The sequence below is a fragment of the Aurantiacibacter sp. KMU-128 genome (assembly GCF_056933515.1).
In genome coordinates, this window is sequence record NZ_JBXORT010000001.1 from 1386485 (window position 1) to 1401026 (window position 14542).

Annotated in this window: 15 protein-coding genes and 1 tRNA gene; 6 read left to right on the plus strand and 10 right to left on the minus strand. The window is 61.1% G+C overall.

All coding sequences use genetic code 11. The annotated features are described in order from the left end of the window. Positions 1 to 72 precede the first annotated feature (72 nt). Positions 73 to 2412 carry a PAS domain-containing sensor histidine kinase gene (locus ACS0VV_RS06960; RefSeq protein WP_483531998.1) on the minus strand — a complete coding sequence of 780 codons (2340 nt, stop codon included), beginning with the start codon at positions 2410 to 2412 and terminating at the stop codon, positions 73 to 75. Positions 2413 to 2499: 87 nt separating this feature from the next. Beyond that, entirely contained in the window at positions 2500 to 3912 is a 1413-nt protein-coding gene (gene ahcY / locus ACS0VV_RS06965) for an adenosylhomocysteinase (protein WP_483531999.1), read from the minus strand. A 214-nt stretch (positions 3913 to 4126) separates the two neighbouring features. Here ahcY and ACS0VV_RS06970 point away from each other — a divergent pair, with 214 nt between their 5' ends. Beyond that, positions 4127 to 4606: a redoxin family protein gene (locus ACS0VV_RS06970; protein ID WP_483532000.1), complete on the plus strand. Its 480-nt coding sequence runs from the start codon at positions 4127 to 4129 to the stop codon at positions 4604 to 4606. 159 nt (positions 4607 to 4765) lie between these two features. Beyond that, positions 4766 to 5836 (plus strand): serine hydrolase domain-containing protein, encoded by a 1071-nt coding sequence (locus ACS0VV_RS06975; RefSeq protein ID WP_483532001.1) that lies wholly within the window; start codon positions 4766 to 4768, stop codon positions 5834 to 5836. Here ACS0VV_RS06975 and ACS0VV_RS06980 read toward each other — a convergent pair. From ACS0VV_RS06980 to ACS0VV_RS07005, 6 genes are all read right to left on the minus strand, one after another. Further along, positions 5833 to 7125, minus strand: a complete 1293-nt coding sequence (locus tag ACS0VV_RS06980; protein ID WP_483532002.1) for a UDP-N-acetylglucosamine 1-carboxyvinyltransferase — start codon at positions 7123 to 7125, stop codon at positions 5833 to 5835. The two genes, ACS0VV_RS06975 and ACS0VV_RS06980, sit on opposite strands and share 4 nt — an antisense overlap. A gap of 49 nt (positions 7126 to 7174) precedes the next feature. Then, positions 7175 to 7774: a GTP cyclohydrolase I FolE gene (folE, locus tag ACS0VV_RS06985; protein WP_483532003.1), complete on the minus strand. Its 600-nt coding sequence runs from the start codon at positions 7772 to 7774 to the stop codon at positions 7175 to 7177. Further along, positions 7771 to 9309, minus strand: coding sequence for a phospholipase D-like domain-containing protein (locus ACS0VV_RS06990; RefSeq protein WP_483532004.1), 1539 nt, complete (start codon positions 9307 to 9309; stop codon positions 7771 to 7773). Before ACS0VV_RS06990 ends, folE begins: the two co-directional genes overlap by 4 nt. Before the next feature lie 37 nt (positions 9310 to 9346). Beyond that, positions 9347 to 9832, minus strand: a complete 486-nt coding sequence (locus tag ACS0VV_RS06995; protein WP_483532005.1) for a hemerythrin domain-containing protein — start codon at positions 9830 to 9832, stop codon at positions 9347 to 9349. Positions 9833 to 9994: 162 nt separating this feature from the next. Continuing rightward, positions 9995 to 10071: transfer RNA gene (locus ACS0VV_RS07000), tRNA-Arg, on the minus strand. Between the two features lie 57 nt (positions 10072 to 10128). After that, the gene (locus ACS0VV_RS07005) at positions 10129 to 10563 is read right to left on the minus strand and encodes a (deoxy)nucleoside triphosphate pyrophosphohydrolase (protein WP_483532006.1); all 435 of its coding nucleotides are present in this window, start codon (positions 10561 to 10563) and stop codon (positions 10129 to 10131) included. Positions 10564 to 10634: 71 nt separating this feature from the next. On the opposite strand from ACS0VV_RS07005, the gene ACS0VV_RS07010 reads away from it, so the two are divergent. From ACS0VV_RS07010 to ACS0VV_RS07025, 4 genes are all read left to right on the plus strand, one after another. Next, positions 10635 to 10823 carry a Flp family type IVb pilin gene (locus tag ACS0VV_RS07010; RefSeq protein WP_483532007.1) on the plus strand — a complete coding sequence of 63 codons (189 nt, stop codon included), beginning with the start codon at positions 10635 to 10637 and terminating at the stop codon, positions 10821 to 10823. 21 nt (positions 10824 to 10844) lie between these two features. Further along, positions 10845 to 11027: a Flp family type IVb pilin gene (locus ACS0VV_RS07015; RefSeq protein WP_483532008.1), complete on the plus strand. Its 183-nt coding sequence runs from the start codon at positions 10845 to 10847 to the stop codon at positions 11025 to 11027. Between the two features lie 229 nt (positions 11028 to 11256). Beyond that, a complete protein-coding gene (locus ACS0VV_RS07020) occupies positions 11257 to 11439 on the plus strand; it encodes a Flp family type IVb pilin (RefSeq protein WP_483532009.1) in 183 nt (60 codons plus the stop codon). 228 nt (positions 11440 to 11667) lie between these two features. Then, positions 11668 to 11850: a Flp family type IVb pilin gene (locus tag ACS0VV_RS07025; protein ID WP_151974932.1), complete on the plus strand. Its 183-nt coding sequence runs from the start codon at positions 11668 to 11670 to the stop codon at positions 11848 to 11850. 123 nt (positions 11851 to 11973) lie between these two features. On the opposite strand, the gene ACS0VV_RS07030 is transcribed toward ACS0VV_RS07025, so the two are convergent. Next, on the minus strand, positions 11974 to 13452 hold the full coding sequence (locus tag ACS0VV_RS07030; RefSeq protein ID WP_483532010.1) for a M48 family metalloprotease: 1479 nt from the start codon (positions 13450 to 13452) through the stop codon (positions 11974 to 11976). 125 nt (positions 13453 to 13577) lie between these two features. Next, positions 13578 to 14537, minus strand: a complete 960-nt coding sequence (locus tag ACS0VV_RS07035) for an acetyl-CoA carboxylase carboxyltransferase subunit alpha (RefSeq protein ID WP_483532011.1) — start codon at positions 14535 to 14537, stop codon at positions 13578 to 13580. Positions 14538 to 14542 lie beyond the last annotated feature (5 nt).

Here is a 14542-nt window from a genome sequence, read left to right on the forward strand (position 1 = left end):
TTGGCGACGCACGAAATCCGAAAATGAAGTGCAACCCTTCGACAAGCTCAGGGTATCCGGTTGTTAGTGGGATCACGGCAAAATCACCGTTGCCGTCGTGCCCGCGCCGCGTTCCGACTGGATTTCCAGCTTGCCGCCATGCGCTTCGATCAATTGCCGTGCGAGAGGCAGGCCGAGGCCGCGCTTGCCTTCGCGGCCTTCGCTGGTCTGGAGGCGATAACCGTCGAGCGCGCGCGCAAGCTCTCCTGGCTTCATCCCAACACCATTGTCAGAGATAATAATCTTCACGCTCGATTTGCGCCGTGTTAGCGCCACCAGAATGCGGCCCTTCACGGGGGCGGCGGCAATGGCGTTGTCGAGCAGATTGCCGATAGCGCGGGCCAACTGCCGCTGGTCACCCGATACCGTACCCGCGCCTTTGTCTCCGCGCAGATCGAGCGTGATGCTCTTCGCCTCGATAGCCTCTTCCCGCGCGCGGACGAGCTGGGTCATAAATCCGAACAGGTCGATATCTTCCTTCGCGATGGGCAGCAGGCCCGCCTCGCTCTGGGTCAGATCGAGCACGCTTTCGATCTGCGTCGAAAGCCGCTCCACCGAGGAGAGGATTGCCGCGACATAATCCTGCCCCTGGTCGGACAGTTCGCCCGCAACACCCGATTGCAGCAATTCGGCAAAGCCGCCGATGGAAGTCAGCGGTGTGCGGAATTCGTAGGACATATTGGCGAGGAAGCGGGTCTTAACCGCATCCGCTTCTTCCAATGCCGATGCCCGCTCTCGCAAAGCCTCTTCGGCTTTGGTCGAATCGGTCACGTCCATAACCGTCAGCAAGCCATTGCCGTCGGGCAAGGGAACGCCTGCAAACTCCAGCGTGCGCCCGTCAGACATCACGACGCGCCCGCCCTTCTCTTTCCGATCAAGCGTGGCGGCGCGTACGACCTCGCCGATGGCCTTACGTTGCGCGGGCCGTGCGAGGCGGTTCGAAATCCGGTCGAGCAGCTTGTCGACATGGGGGTGCGCGTCGAAGAATTCTTCGGGAATGCTCCAGATCGCCGGAAAGCTGCGGTTCCACAGCTGCATCCGGCCATCGGGTGCGAAGACGGCGAGCGATTCGAACAGCGAATCAAACGTCGCCGTGCGGGTGCGCAGCAACGTGTCGCGCGTCGCCGACAAGGCGAGCTGTTCGGAGCGGTCTTCCGCCACTAGCACCAGCCCGCCATCGGGCATGGGCTGCGCGACGATGCGCAAATGCGTGCCATCGGGCAGCGTCCAGGCATCCTCTGCCGGAGCATCGGCCTGGAACCATCCGGCAAGCTCACCGCGCCATTCGGGAAAGTCCCGCACTTCGGGCAGGCGCGCCTTGTCACGCGCCATGTCGAGGAAGCGTTCGAACCGCGGATTGTCGAGCTGCACGCTGCTGGGCAGCGCGAAAATGCGTTGAAACGGCTGGTTGGCGAAGGTGAGCCGCCGCTCTTCGTCAAACTGCGCCACACCGATAGAGAGCTGATCGAGCATGGAACGCTGCGCCGCGCGGAAAGCGCGCAGCTTGCGCGTCTGCTCTTCCAGTTCCTCGATATCGATAGCGTATCCGGCAACGCCTTCGGTACCGAGGGGCAGATCGCTCACTCGCAATGTGCGGCGCTGGCTGCCGACCGTCGCCTGCACGATACGCTCGATCGGCGTGTCCCGCTCGCTCGCCTGCTTAGCGATCTGCTGGGCTGAAAGGCCATCGACCGTTTCCACAAGCTCGATCTGGTTCTCGACCACTTTAGCGGCACTTTCGGCCTCCACCGCATCGACATAGGCGGAGTTGACGAGCCGCAATTGCTGGTCTGGCCCGCGAAACCACATGGGCATTGGCGCGGCTTCGATCAGCCCGACAAGTGCGGCGAAATCATTGCGTGCGCGCGCAGTTTCGGAGCGAAGTTTGGCGAGTTCGCCCTGACTTTCGGAAAAATCGAACCACCACAGCAGCGCCGCTCCGCCGCTGGCAATCGCCGGATTGGCGAGCTGGCCGCGCACTGCGAGCGATTTCTCCGAACCGCGCGGGGTCACCATCATGCGGAACGGCGCGGCGGTTTTTTGCGTGCGGCGGACCGCCTCGTGCAATTGGTCGAGATCGCTTTCGGTCAGCCCGGTTGTGCCGCCATCAAGCTCGCTCAAAAAACCCGGAAGCTTGTCCAGCCCCAGCCACGCACTCAGCCGCTCGGGCCCTTCGATTTTGCCATCGCCTTTGACGAGCAGCGGAATCGCCGGGGAATCGTCGATCATTTTCGACAGGCGGCGCATGGTAATACGCGCCGTTTTCGCCGCCCGCGCGCGTTTGAGTGAACCCACCACCAGCCACGCGGCGCAAAGCGTCCATGCGGCCAGCAGCAAGCCGATCAAAGCCAGCGCGGTGGGGGTCAATTGCATAAGCCATCAGCTATGGGAGCGCGGCCTGCGATGCAATGGCCAGAATGGGTGTCTCCCCTCCCAAGATCGGGAGGGGAGAACCACGGATCAGTAGCGGTAGTGTTCCGGCTTGAACGGGCCTTCCACCGGCACGCCGATGTAGTCGGCCTGCTGCTGGCTCAGCTTGGTCAGCTTCACACCCAGCTTTTCAAGATGCAGCGCGGCGACCTTTTCGTCGAGGTGCTTGGGGAGAACGTACACGTCGTTCTTGTAGCCCTCGGCATTGTTCCACAGTTCCATCTGCGCCAGCACCTGGTTGGTGAAGGAACAGCTCATCACGAAGCTGGGGTGGCCGGTGGCGCAAGCCAGGTTCACCAGACGGCCCTTGGCCAGCACGATGATCTGCTTGCCATCGGGGAAGCGCACCAGATCGGTGCCGGGCTTGAGCTCGGTCCACTCGTAGTTGGACAGTGCGCTGATCTGGATCTCGCTGTCGAAGTGGCCGATATTGCAGACGATCGACATCGGCTTCATCGCCTTCATGTGATCGGCGGTGATGACGTCTTCATTGCCGGTGGTGGTGACGAAGATATCGGCGCGGGTGACAGCGTCTTCCAGCGTCGTGACTTCAAAGCCTTCCATCGCCGCCTGCAGCGCGCAGATCGGGTCGATTTCGCTCACCAGCACGCGGGCACCGCCATCGCGCAGCGACTGCGCCGAGCCCTTGCCCACGTCGCCATAACCGGCCACGAAGGCGACCTTGCCCGAAAGCATCACGTCGGTTGCGCGGCGGATCGCGTCGACCAGCGATTCCCGGCAGCCATAAAGATTGTCGAACTTCGACTTGGTAACGCTGTCATTCACATTGATCGCGGGGAAAGGCAGCTTGCCCTGCTTGGCGATGTGATAAAGGCGGTGGACGCCGGTAGTGGTTTCTTCCGAAACGCCCTTCAGGTTCTTCACCGTCTCGGTCAGATAGCCCGGCTTCTTGGCGATGAACGCCTTGAGCGCGCGCTGCATTTCGATTTCTTCGGCATTGGTCGGCGCGGGCATTTCCTCGCCCGCTTCAAGGCGAGCGCCCCACAGCGCGAACATGGTGGCATCGCCGCCATCGTCGAGGATCAGGTTAGCGGTCGTGCCGTCGCCGTTATCTTCCCAGTCGAAAATGTTGCCGACATAGTCCCAATATTCGGCAAGGCTCTCGCCCTTCACCGCGAACACCGGAATGTTCTTCGCCGCGATGGCAGCCGCCGCGTGATCCTGCGTCGAGAAGATGTTGCAGGTTGCCCAGCGCACTTCCGCGCCCAGTTCCACCAGCGTTTCGATCAGCACGGCGGTCTGGATCGTCATATGGAGCGAGCCGGTGATGCGTGCGCCCGCGAGCGGCTTGGCGTCGCCAAATTCGGCGCGGGTCGCCATCAGGCCCGGCATTTCGGTTTCGGCGATGTTGATTTCCGCACGGCCATAATCAGCCAGCGCGAGATCTTTGATGATGTAGTCGGTGAAAGCGGCGTCGGCCACGGGCTGCTCCTGCAAGTCTTCGGGGTGAAGCACTGCCGGGGCTCCGTGCAGCGCGCATATTGCGCTGCGCCATAGGCGTGCGGGGGCGAAGCGTAAAGCCCTCGTCTGGCTTCTCCTGCGATGTACCAAAAAGAGAAAGGCACCGGGCACAATCCTTGCGGTGCGGCGTTACACACCTATCTGGATGCCAATACTGGCTCATGGAGGTAATCGAATGCCCATTTCCAAAGGTGAAAAACTGCCCGACGTCACTCTGGTGAAAGCGACCAGCGACGGCCCTGACCAAGTCGAGGCAAGCGAGTTTTTCGCGGGCAAGAAGGTCGCCCTGTTTGCCGTCCCCGGCGCGTTCACCCCGACCTGTTCGGCCAAGCACCTGCCGGGCTTCGTCGAGAAGGCCGCCGAACTGAAGGCAAAGGGTATCGACGAGATTGCCTGCACTTCGGTCAACGATCCCTTCGTGATGAATGCCTGGAAGCAGGCGGCGGGATCGGACGATATCACGATGCTCGCCGACGGCAGCGCCACCTTTGCCAAGGCTCTTGGCCTCGATGCGGACTTCTCCGCCTATGGTATGGGCACCCGCTCGAACCGCTATTCGATGCTGGTGGAAGACGGCGTCGTCACCCAGCTGAATGTCGAAGGCCCTGGCGAATTCGGCGTCTCGAGCGCAGAGCACCTGCTCGGGCAGCTGTAATCACAATAGGCGAAAGCTTTTGCGCAATGAGGGCATCCCGGAAGGGGTGCCCTTCTTGTTTCAGGCTAGCGCAATCTTGACCGCGCCATGCGGGCGAACCAGACTGGCTGCCAGAGGTGGAGCATGGCGTTGCGGGTGTTTGCGAAACTTGCCGTCCTGTTGGCGCTATCGGTTCCGGCGCAGGCGCAGGAATGCCCGCCCTATGCCGGAGAGACGCTGCGTGCGATCGGCCCCGACTTCACAGCGGCGGCTGCCTTTCCCGAGACTCCGGCCCCGCCAGAGCTTGCGCTGGCCTTGGACGCGGCGCTCGACCGGGCGCGCGAGGCAACCGGCGCACCTGCCATGGGCGCGGCCGTGCTAACGCGTGACGGGTTATGGGTTTCAGAAGAAGGCGAGCAGGTGTTCTACTGGGCTTCGGTGACAAAGCTGATCACTGCAACGATCATCCTTCAACTCGCCGCTGAAGGCGCGCTGGGGCTCGACGATCCTGTCGCCCGCTATCTTCATGGTGTGCCTGAAGGCGACGCGATTACCATCCGGATGCTGCTTGCGCATACCAGCGGACTGCGCAGCGCGAACGAGATTGTGCAGGAGCAAGGCCTGCCTTTCCCCGCAACATTGGCAGAGGAACTGACGCTGGTCCGCGAGGCGGGGCCGCTTTTTTGTCCCGGCAGCCGGTGGCGCTATTCGAACACCGGTTACGGCGTGTTGGGGGCAATCATCGAACAGATCGACGGCGGTGACTATGCCGCTTCGGTGCAGCGGCGGATTGCCGAACCGCTCGGTCTGCGCAGCCTGCGGATTGTGACCGAAAAAAACGATAGCAGCATTGCCCCACTTGCTCCTCCGACAGGGATCGGGCCGATCCACCCCTCACAAACCGGCGCAGCGGGCGCGTTGGCGGCAACGCCGCGCGATATGGCGCGTTTTCTGGCACTTCTGCTGGAAGGAGCCGTGCTGGCGCCCGATGCCATCGCATCGATGGGACAAACCACCTACCCCATGTTCGATGCCTATACCTTCTACGGCTTGGGGCTGATGGCCTATCGCTTCCCCGACGGGAATGGCGGAACCGGCCAATGGATCGGTCATAGCGGCGGCGTGCCGGGTGCCAAGGCGGTTATCGCCTATGACCAACTGACCGGCAACATCGCCACCGTCGCGCTTACCGGAGACGGTTCTGCCGAAGCGACCGCCAACCTGCTTCTACGAACAGCAAACGCGCGTTAGTCCGCCCACTCCACATCAACGCCAAGGCTGTCGATATTGGGAACAAAATCGGGATGCGCACGGCGGATCGGGTCGGCGTCGAGGATGGTGCTTTCGCCATCGATACTCGCCGCGACCATAAGCATCGCGATGGCAACGCGGATGATGTAGGGGCTGGTGACCGTGGCGGGGCGCAACTTGTCGCCGCCAAAGGTAATCAGCCGGTGCGGATCGCACAGCAAAGTATGCGCGCCGAACAGGCTGAGTTCGGTGTGCCAGGTCAGCCCACCTTCGTAGACCTTGTTCCAGAACATGGTCTGGCCCTTCGCCTTCACACCGAGCGCGATGAAGATCGGCAGCAGGTCGGCCGGGATGTAGGGCCACGGCGCGGCTTCGACTTTGGTGGTGATGTGCGAAGTGAAATTCTGCTGGACGACCAATTCAGCCGGAGCATTCAGTCGTGACCAGCCATCCTTGTGTTCGACATGGGCACCGAATTTCTCGAACGTGCGGTCGATCAGCATGAAGTCTTCGGGCCGCGTGTTGCGCACCGAAATGTCCCCGCCCGTCACCGCTGCGAGCGCAAGGAACGTTGCGATTTCGTGGAAGTCCTCGACAAAGGTGTAGTCCACCGCCTCGAACCGGTCGCACCCATCGACGCCAACCATCGACGTGCCCTTGCCGCGAATGGTGCAGCCCATGGCTTCGAGGAAGGTGCACATTTCCTGCACGTGCGGCTCGCACGCGGCGTTGACGATCTGGCTCGTGCCCTTGGAAGCGAGCGCGCTGATGATGAAGTTCTCGGTCGTGGTGACAGAGGCATATTCCAGCCACATCCGCGTGCCTTCGCCCTTCGCGCCTTTGCGGAAGACGATGTCCTTGCCTTCGTAGGAGACGTCCGCACCGAAGGCCTTGAACACCTGCACGTGCGGATCGATTTCACGCGCACCCAGCGTGCAACCCTTCACCTCATGCTCCAGACGGGCCTCCCCCAAACGGGCGAGCAGGCCGGGGATCATCATGATCGACGCGCGCATCGCCTGCGGCAGAGTCGCCTTGGCGCTGCTGGAAATGGTCGAGTGGTCGATCTGGAGCGTCTTTGCCGCCTTGTCCCACGCGATCGTTGTGCCGAGATCGGTGAAGAAAGCGAAGATGCGCTGCACATCGGTGATTTCGGGCACATTGCGCAGCATGATCGGCGCGTCAGACAGCAAGGTCGCGCAGAGCACCGGCAAAACCGCGTTCTTGTTCGCCGATGGATCGATCTTGCCTTTAAGGGGCTGTCCGCCCCGAACATATAGCGCCGTCATGAAATACCTCTTTGGATTGAGGCGCGCCTACAGGGTGTTCGGGGAGCGATCAATATCCCATCAGCTTGAGCACCTCTTCACGGCTGCGCGAATCGCTGCGGAAGGTGCCCATCACCTTGCTGGTGACCATGCCAACGCCGGGGGTGCGCACGCCGCGCGCGGTCATGCAGGCATGGCTCGCTTCGATGACCACCGCCACGCCGCGCGGGTTGAGATTGTCCCAGATGCACTGAGCGACTTCCGCCGTCAGCCGCTCCTGAATTTGCAACCGCCGGGCAAAGCCGTGCAGCACGCGGGCGAGCTTGGAAATGCCCACTACATTGTCGGTCGGCAGATAGGCAATCGCCGCCTTGCCGATGATCGGGGCCATATGGTGTTCGCAGTGGCTGTGGAACGGGATATCCTTGAGCAGCACGATCTCGTCATAGCCGCCGACTTCTTCGAACACGCGTGAGAGATGGATCGCCGGGTCCTCGTCATAACCCTGGCAGTATTCCTTCCACGCCCGCGCCACCCGCTTGGGCGTATCGAGCAAGCCTTCGCGCGTCGGATCATCACCCGCCCAGCGCAACAGAGTGCGAATGGCTTCCTGCACATCCTCTGGAACATCAGGCTTGCCCAGCGGATTATCGGGCGTGGGTGCGGTCATCTGCGTTTGCGCTTTCTGCTGAGGGCGTCGCGGGCTCTCGCCAATAGGCTGCCCGGACGGAAAAGACCATGTCTAGGCTCCCGAACGGCGAAGAGATGTTCTGGTTCCTCGGGATCGAAAACTTGCCTGTCGGCAAGCGCCGTCAGGAAACTCTCGTCGACCGTTGGATGAAAGGGCCGCAAATGCCGGTGAGCCCGGTCGCCGGCTGCAGCGATGAGACTGGCCATGCCATCATGCCGTGCGATGATCTCCGGCATATTCTCTTCCCGCATCCCGAGATGTTCGGCCAAGAGTGAATACCGCAAGGCGCGGATGCCCTCTTCGGCCTTGGCGTTGCCATCGCGCGCACAATCGATGAACAGGTCACACTCGCTATCAAGACCCATCGAGCGGTTGTTCATGTTGGCCGAGCCGACGCGGAGAATGCGATCATCGACGATCATCAGCTTGGCATGGACATAGATGGGCGTATCCTTCGTGTAAGGAACGAAGAGATGGAAACGGTCAGCCCGGTCGAGCTCCTGCAAAGCCTCGTAGAGACGCGCCCGCGCTGGCGACATGGCGCTTTCCTCCAGCCAGCTTTCCGCTTCGAGCGGTGTGATGACGACGAATTCCGGCGGGTCGTCCTCGGCGAGACGGCTTGCAATTGCCTCACAAATCGTGCGCGAAGTCAGGAACTGGTTCTCGATATAGACAAAGGATTTCGCAGCAGCGATCTGCTCGATAAAGAGTTGCTCGACCTCGTCGATCTTGGAAACCTCGCCGTAAGCCGCACGCGTGCGGGCGATTCCGATCTCGACATCTTCGAAATGTGCCGCAAGGCTATCAGGCCACGCGCTCTGCGCGTCATGGCCAAGCGCGGGCAGCTTCTCCCCGCCGGCCATCAGCCACCGCGCCCGCCCCAGACTGTCGAGCGCCGCCGCCGCGTCTCCTTCCACAAACATCGCCACGTCGTGCCAAGGGCCGTAAGGCCGTTTGTTCGGGTTCTGCCGCCGCGAATCCTGCGGCCGGTGCTCGCGCGTATCCCACCGGCCCGTCGTAAGGTCGATGCCGCCGCACACCGCAAAATCGCGATCGATCACCACTATTTTCTGGTGGTGCGAACAGCCGAGCGGATGCGTCGTATCAAACTTGAAATTGATCCGCGGATGCGACCACCATCGCAGCAGATCCAGCATCATCGCACCGCGCGTGAAAAACTGGAGTACGCCGTAGCTCCACTTGAGGATGCGGATCTGCAATTCCGGCCGGTTGCGACTGAGCCACACGATAAAGCTGCCGAGGCGCGACGGGTATTGCCGCCGCCAGCCCTTTTGCCACCACCTGCGCCCGCGACTGAGGTGGATGCGGGTGTCAAAGTCCCAACCAATCAGCAGAATGCGCTTGCGGGCGTTCAACATCGCCTGCTGGATCAGGTCAAAATAATCTTCGCCGTCGACAATAACGCGGACGCGCCGCGCGCGGACATATTGCCACACGCCCGGCGCGCACGAAGTGTCGTCATAATCCTCGATCACATCGACGCGATCGTGCAAACAGTTTCTCCCTCAGGGCCGGCCGAGGAGCGCTCGATCACGCCTTGGCGTCTTCCATCGCTTCGGGTGTGATTTCGGCATCGGCCTTTTCCGCCTTCTTGCGGCGTTCGAAGACACTTTCCATGTGCTCGCGATCGTCGCGCGTCAACAATTCTTCGAACTCGGGAAAATGATCCTGCTCTTCCTCATCAATATGATGGCGATAGCGGTGATCGAGCTCCTTGAACTTGTGCAACCATGCCGGCGACGACATCTCCGTTGCCGCAAGGTCGTTCATCAGCTCGTCCAGCTCGTGGTGTTCGGCAACCGAGTGACGTGTGTCCTCGGTCGCGTCGGGCTTGCGCAACATGGTGGAATAGAGCGCCTGCTCCTCTGCGGCGGCGTGACTTTTCACGTCCAGCGTGAACTGCTCGAACAATGCACGCCGTTCTTCACTGTCGCCGCTGGTTTGGGCCAGTTTGCCGAGAAGGGCGCGGTGATCGTCATGGTCCTGTTTCAGACGGGCGAAAATATCGGTCGTCATGGCAATTCTCCTTGTCAAGGCTTTGCGTGGACAACGGCGCGATGCGGAGCGCGGTTCCCCGCGCCCTGACGTAACGTGTGGCGATTGAGACGGCCTGCGCTGGATTCCGGAGAGAAGGCGCGAAACAAAAAAGGGACCGCCTTGGCAGGCAGTCCCTTTTTATGGCGCACCCGGAAGGATTCGAACCTCCGACCACCTGATTCGTAGTCAGGTACTCTATCCAGCTGAGCTACGGGTGCGCTGGAGGAGGCGGCACATAAGCGGGGCATCGGCGCTTGGCAAGGCTCTAATCCAATTCATTGGGCTTTTTCAGCGTCAGCTGCGCTCGCAAGCTGGATCAACAGGCGCTTGTCCATCGGAGCGAGTGGCAAAGCGTCGGCTTCGGCCAGCGTAAACCAGCCCAATCTCTGCCCCTCGCGCGGCACAGGAACGCCTGCATTCTGGCACGAGCTGTAAAGAAACAGGACAATGCGGCTTTGCTGGCTTTCCTCGGCAAATCCTGCGGGGACAAACCTGACGGGGTCGAGCCGCAATCCGAGCTCCTCCTCGATCTCGCGAACCAGCGATTCCCTTGGTGTTTCGCCCGCTTCCACCTTGCCGCCGGGAAATTCCCACAATCCGCCATGGTGTTTGTGCGCGGGCCTTTCCTGCAACAGCACACGCCCCGCTCCATCGAACAGCGCGAGCGCCACCACCGGAATCCATGTCGGAAAATTTTCCACATTAACCATCCGGTGAAATCTCCCGTTTACCTACCGCTGCGAAAACGTGCCCTATTGCGTCCTTCGTGTTCGGAAAACCTATGACGGCACAACATTTCCTGAAGCAGTTGCTGACCGACGAGCGCGGCGCGACCGCGGTTGAATATGGACTGATCGTGGCATTGATCGTCATTGCCATGATTGCCGCGCTGCAGGGCCTTGCCACCGAAACCGTCGCCATGTGGAACGGGGTAGACAGCAAAGTCGTTACCGCCCGCGCAGGCGCATAGTTTACGACAGGAATGCAGCTCATGACCTTTCTCGAGAACCTTTTCCGCGACGAACAGGGCGCCACCGCCATTGAATACGGGCTGATCGCCATGCTGGTCGCTGTCGCCGCGGTAACAGCAATGCAGAACCTCGGGACCGAGATGAGCACGATGTACAACGGTGTCCAGACCAAGATGATCGCAGCCAACTCCGCAAACGCATAGGTTGGTCAGACTGGAGCATAAGCGGGCGGTAGGGCAACCTGCCGTCCGTTTTCTTTATTCATCGATCGTTAGCATCGGGAAGACACCAACTGGCGGCATTTCGATAAGGGTCAAAATTCTTCCGAGCGGGGTTAGGATTTTATCAAGGACTTGCCCCTAGAAAGATACGTAGCCGCGCGGCAAACGCTGTTGTGGCCGGGTATCAAAGACAAGACACCAGGAGACTAACATGACCTTTTTCAAGAACCTCGTCCGTGACGAACAGGGCGCGACCGCCATCGAATACGGCCTGATTGCCGCTCTCATCGCCGTTGCCGCGATCACCGCCATGCAGAGCCTCGGCACCGAGCTGAGCTCGACCTTCAACAACGTGAAGACCGAGCTGACCGCTGCTAACTCGGCTAACGCCTAATAGCTAGCATACGCTAAACAGAAGGGCGGCCGGGCAACCTGCCGCCCTTTTTGTTTTGCCCGGGCCAAGCTCAAAATTTGTCAAAATATGCAAACTAAATTGGAAAACAACGATTTGCCCCGGCTTCTTTAATTCCTTGGTAAGCGCTTTGCCCTAGTTCGGATGCTGTGAGGTTGGGACTTTTACTTTCCTTGCAGGGTATCGAAGACGAAAAACTAGGAGACTAACATGACTTTTTTCAAGAACCTCGTCCGTGACGAGCAGGGCGCGACCGCCATCGAATACGGCCTGATTGCTGCTCTGATCGCCGTTGCTGCGATCACCGCCATGCAGAGCCTCGGCACCGAGCTGAGCTCAACCTTCAACAACGTGAAGACCGAGCTGACTGCAGCGAACTCGTCGAACGCCTAATCGCGCTCCTACGACAAACGGAAGGGCGACAGGTCAACCTGTCGCCCTTTTGTTTTGGCTAAAGCACTGGAAAAGGGCCGCTCCATCGCTGGGGCGGCCCTTTTTGTGGGTATCGAGAGGGCGTCAGTTCGCCCGGACGACGATCTTGTAGTTCTGCCCCGGTACAACTTGCGCATTGCCAAACAACCCGTTCAGAACGCGGAAGCGCGCTTCCTGCGCATCATCATACGCCATGCGGCGCGAAAGCGTTGCCACGGTGTCGTTGCGCCCGGCGGTCACGATATCGACCCGGCGCGGCACGACGCTGCCCGCCTCGCTGGCATTGATCCGCCGCATCGAATTGTAGAGCGAGTTGAACGTCGCCGCCTGACCCGCTGGCGTAATGGCAAGGAAATGATACGCGCGGTCATTTGCGAATTCATACGCAAAAACCGTCACATCCACCTGCTGCTGGCCATTCGCGACCCGCGCCGTGCCATAGGCCGCCGACAGTCCGTTCACCGTCGTGCGCTGGATGCTGGACGGCGCAATCTGCTGCTGCTCTCCACCCAGACCTTGGAACACCGAGCGGACATAGGCATCGAGATTGCCATTATAGGGCGCCAGCGTCAGCTGCGCCCTGCCCGCATCGCCATTGATCGCCACCGCGCGGGTGCTGTTGACCATGTAGAAGCCCTGCGGCGCTGTGAAGCTGAAGCGCAGGACGGGATGGATAAACTGGCGACCTTCGATCACGCCCTGTTCGGGATCGTCACCATAGATCATCCCGTCGATCCGTTGGAGGAAGGTGTCGCGGTTGGTCACACCCGTGGCATTGCCCGCAAGTGCCGTCGCATTTTGCACGCGGCTCGCCGGATCGGGGTGGGTTGATGCCCATTCGGGGATCGTCGCATTGTCGCGCCCCTGCAATTGCGCATCGAGCTGGTTCTGCGCAGCGAGGCTTTGCAGCAGGGTCGCCATCGCGCGCGGATCGTAGCCCGCGCGATTGAGATACTGGATGCCGAGCGCGTCTGCTTCCAGCTCCTGGTTGCGCGAGTAGCGCAGGGTAAGAATCTGCGGCGCTTGCTGGCCCGCCTGACTCAGCAAATTGCCCAGATCACCGCCGATCAAGCTCCCCCCGATCACACCCAGCAATCCGAGCAGTTGGTTCGTTTGCGCGGCCTGCTGGCGACGTGCCGAGTGCCGCGCGGCGACGTGACCCACCTCGTGCCCCAGCACGGCGGCCAGTTCCGCCTCGTTATTCATCAGATTGACCAGCTGGCGCGTCGCATAGACATAGCCGCCGGGCACTGCGAAGGCATTGTTTACACTCGAATTGAGCAGCGTCACATCGAACGCACCGGGCGTGGTCGCCAAGCCCGATTGCACGGCAATGTTCTGCCCCACCTGCTCGACATAGCGCGCCTGCGGTCCGGTCATCTCACCGCCGAATTCGGCCACGAACTGCTCGTGATATTGCGCGCCAAGCTGCGCTTCCTCTGCCGTGATCGGCGAACCGGGGGCGACATTGGCACCAGGCACGGTGGCACAGGCAGAGAGCGCGAGCGTCGCGACCCCGGCGATAGCGAGCGAGCGAAATGAACGGGTGAGCGATTGCGACATTGGTTTTGCCTCCTCCATGCGCGCCGGAACAGCCCCGTCGGCGCTTAACCTTGATCGCAAAACGGACGAAGCTTGGCAACGTTCCGCAGCCAAGCGGTTGCAAAACCCTGTCAAATGACAGGAGGTCAGCGGCTGAATTGCGAGCCTATGGCGAGGAAACGGTCTTCGCGTTGGCAGCGCAGCTGCTCGGCATTGAGCGGGCTGAGCGCAGTCAACTCCTCGTCGATCGCCTGAACAAGATTGCCCACCGCAGTGCCATGATCGCGGTGCGCGCCGCCCACCGGCTCGGCCACGATCCGGTCGATCACTTTCAATTCGAGCAGGTCTTGCGCCGTCAATTTCATCGCCTCGGCAGCCAGCGGAGCCTTCTCCCCCGTGCGCCACAGGATCGACGCGCAGCCTTCGGGCGAAATCACCGAATAGACCGCGTGTTCGAACATCAACACCCGTTCGGCGCTCGCCAGCGCGACCGCGCCGCCCGATCCGCCCTCGCCCACGATAGCTGCTACCATCGGCACGCCCAGCGCCAGACAAGCCTCGGTCGAACGGGCGATAGCTTCAGCCTGCCCGCGCTCTTCGGCCTCGATACCGGGGAACGCGCCCGAAGTGTCAACCAGCGTCACCACCGGCAATCCGAAACGGTCGGCCAACTCCATAAGGCGGATCGCCTTGCGATAGCCCTCCGGCTTACCCATGCCGAAATTGTGTTTGATGCGGGTTTCGGTGTCATGGCCCTTTTCATGGCCGATCAAAACGACCTTGCGGCCCTTCAGCGTCGCGAGGCCACCCATGATTGCGAGATCGTCACCATACAGGCGATCACCGCCCAGCGGCATGAAATGGTCAAAGCCCAGCGCCACATAGTCGCGGAAATGCGGGCGCGAGGAATGCCGCGCAACCTGCGTCTTCTGCCACGGCGTCAGCTTGGCATAGGTCGATTCGAGTAACTGCGCGCTCTTTGTCTCGAGCCGCTTGAGCTCGCCCGAGATATCGACATCATCGCCTTCGCCCGCAGCACTGCGCAATTCGGCGATCTTTGCCTCCAGCTCGGCGACGGGTTTTTCGAATTCCAGAAAAGAAGCCATGGGCG

What these genes read in the sequence shown, in the direction of transcription:
- ACS0VV_RS06960 (WP_483531998.1), bottom strand. Translation starts at nt 2,412, where the DNA reads ATGCAATTGACCCCCACCGCGCTGGCTTTGATCGGCTTGCTGCTGGCC.
- ACS0VV_RS06970 (WP_483532000.1), top strand. Translation starts at nt 4,127, where the DNA reads ATGCCCATTTCCAAAGGTGAAAAACTGCCCGACGTCACTCTGGTGAAA.
- ACS0VV_RS06980 (WP_483532002.1), bottom strand. Translation starts at nt 7,125, where the DNA reads ATGACGGCGCTATATGTTCGGGGCGGACAGCCCCTTAAAGGCAAGATC.
- folE (WP_483532003.1), bottom strand. Translation starts at nt 7,774, where the DNA reads ATGACCGCACCCACGCCCGATAATCCGCTGGGCAAGCCTGATGTTCCA.
- ACS0VV_RS06995 (WP_483532005.1), bottom strand. Translation starts at nt 9,832, where the DNA reads ATGACGACCGATATTTTCGCCCGTCTGAAACAGGACCATGACGATCAC.
- ACS0VV_RS07005 (WP_483532006.1), bottom strand. Translation starts at nt 10,563, where the DNA reads ATGGTTAATGTGGAAAATTTTCCGACATGGATTCCGGTGGTGGCGCTC.
- ACS0VV_RS07010 (WP_483532007.1), top strand. Translation starts at nt 10,635, where the DNA reads ATGACGGCACAACATTTCCTGAAGCAGTTGCTGACCGACGAGCGCGGC.
- ACS0VV_RS07015 (WP_483532008.1), top strand. Translation starts at nt 10,845, where the DNA reads ATGACCTTTCTCGAGAACCTTTTCCGCGACGAACAGGGCGCCACCGCC.
- ACS0VV_RS07020 (WP_483532009.1), top strand. Translation starts at nt 11,257, where the DNA reads ATGACCTTTTTCAAGAACCTCGTCCGTGACGAACAGGGCGCGACCGCC.
- ACS0VV_RS07025 (WP_151974932.1), top strand. Translation starts at nt 11,668, where the DNA reads ATGACTTTTTTCAAGAACCTCGTCCGTGACGAGCAGGGCGCGACCGCC.
- ACS0VV_RS07030 (WP_483532010.1), bottom strand. Translation starts at nt 13,452, where the DNA reads ATGTCGCAATCGCTCACCCGTTCATTTCGCTCGCTCGCTATCGCCGGG.
- ACS0VV_RS07035 (WP_483532011.1), bottom strand. Translation starts at nt 14,537, where the DNA reads ATGGCTTCTTTTCTGGAATTCGAAAAACCCGTCGCCGAGCTGGAGGCA.